This window comes from Streptomyces sp. SID11385 (genome assembly GCF_010548245.1).
GTDB lineage: Bacteria > Actinomycetota > Actinomycetes > Streptomycetales > Streptomycetaceae > Streptomyces.
Window position 1 is genome coordinate 1 of sequence record NZ_JAAGLR010000023.1, and the last position, 645, is coordinate 645.

The window sequence follows — 645 nt, forward strand, 5'->3', positions numbered from 1 at the left end:
GCTGCCCCGCGTGCGGCGCGGCGCTCGCGCCCGGCCTCGTGCCCGAGGACGCGCCCGCCGACCCCCGCAACGTCTACGCGGCGACGAAGCTCGCGCAGGAACACCTCACCGCCGCCTGGGCCCGCGCCACGGGCGGCAGCGCCGTCGCCCTGCGCTACCACAACGTCTACGGCCCCGGGATGCCCCGCGACACCCCGTACGCGGGCGTCGCCTCCTTCTTCCGCTCCGCGCTCGCCCGCGGCGAGGCGCCCCGCGTCTTCGAGGACGGGGCGCAGCGGCGGGACTTCGTGCACGTACGGGACATCGCGGCGGCCAACGTCCGCGCGCTCGAAGCGCTCACCGGGTCCGCCACGCCCCCGGGCACCCTCACCGCGTACAACACCGGCAGCGGCACCCCGCGCACCCTGCTCGCCATGGCCCGTACCCTCGCCACCGCCTGCGGGGGACCCGCGCCGCTCGTCACGGGCGAGTACCGCCTCGGCGACGTACGGCACATCACCGCCGACTCCGCGCGCCTGACGCGCGAGCTGGGCTGGCGCGCCGAAGTCCCCTTCGCCGAGGGCATCGCGGAGTTCGCCAGGGAACCGATGCGCGAGCCGACGGGCGCGGCGGCCGGGGGCTGAGGCGGCGCGGGCGGCGGCGGGA

Annotated in this window: 1 protein-coding gene; it reads left to right on the top strand. The window is 78.3% G+C overall.

Annotation, left to right across the window (positions count from 1 at the left end):
* A partial coding sequence (locus G3I42_RS00910; protein WP_164281945.1) for an NAD-dependent epimerase/dehydratase family protein occupies window positions 1-623 on the top strand: 623 nt, incomplete at its 5' end.
* Window positions 624-645: the final 22 nt, after the last annotated feature.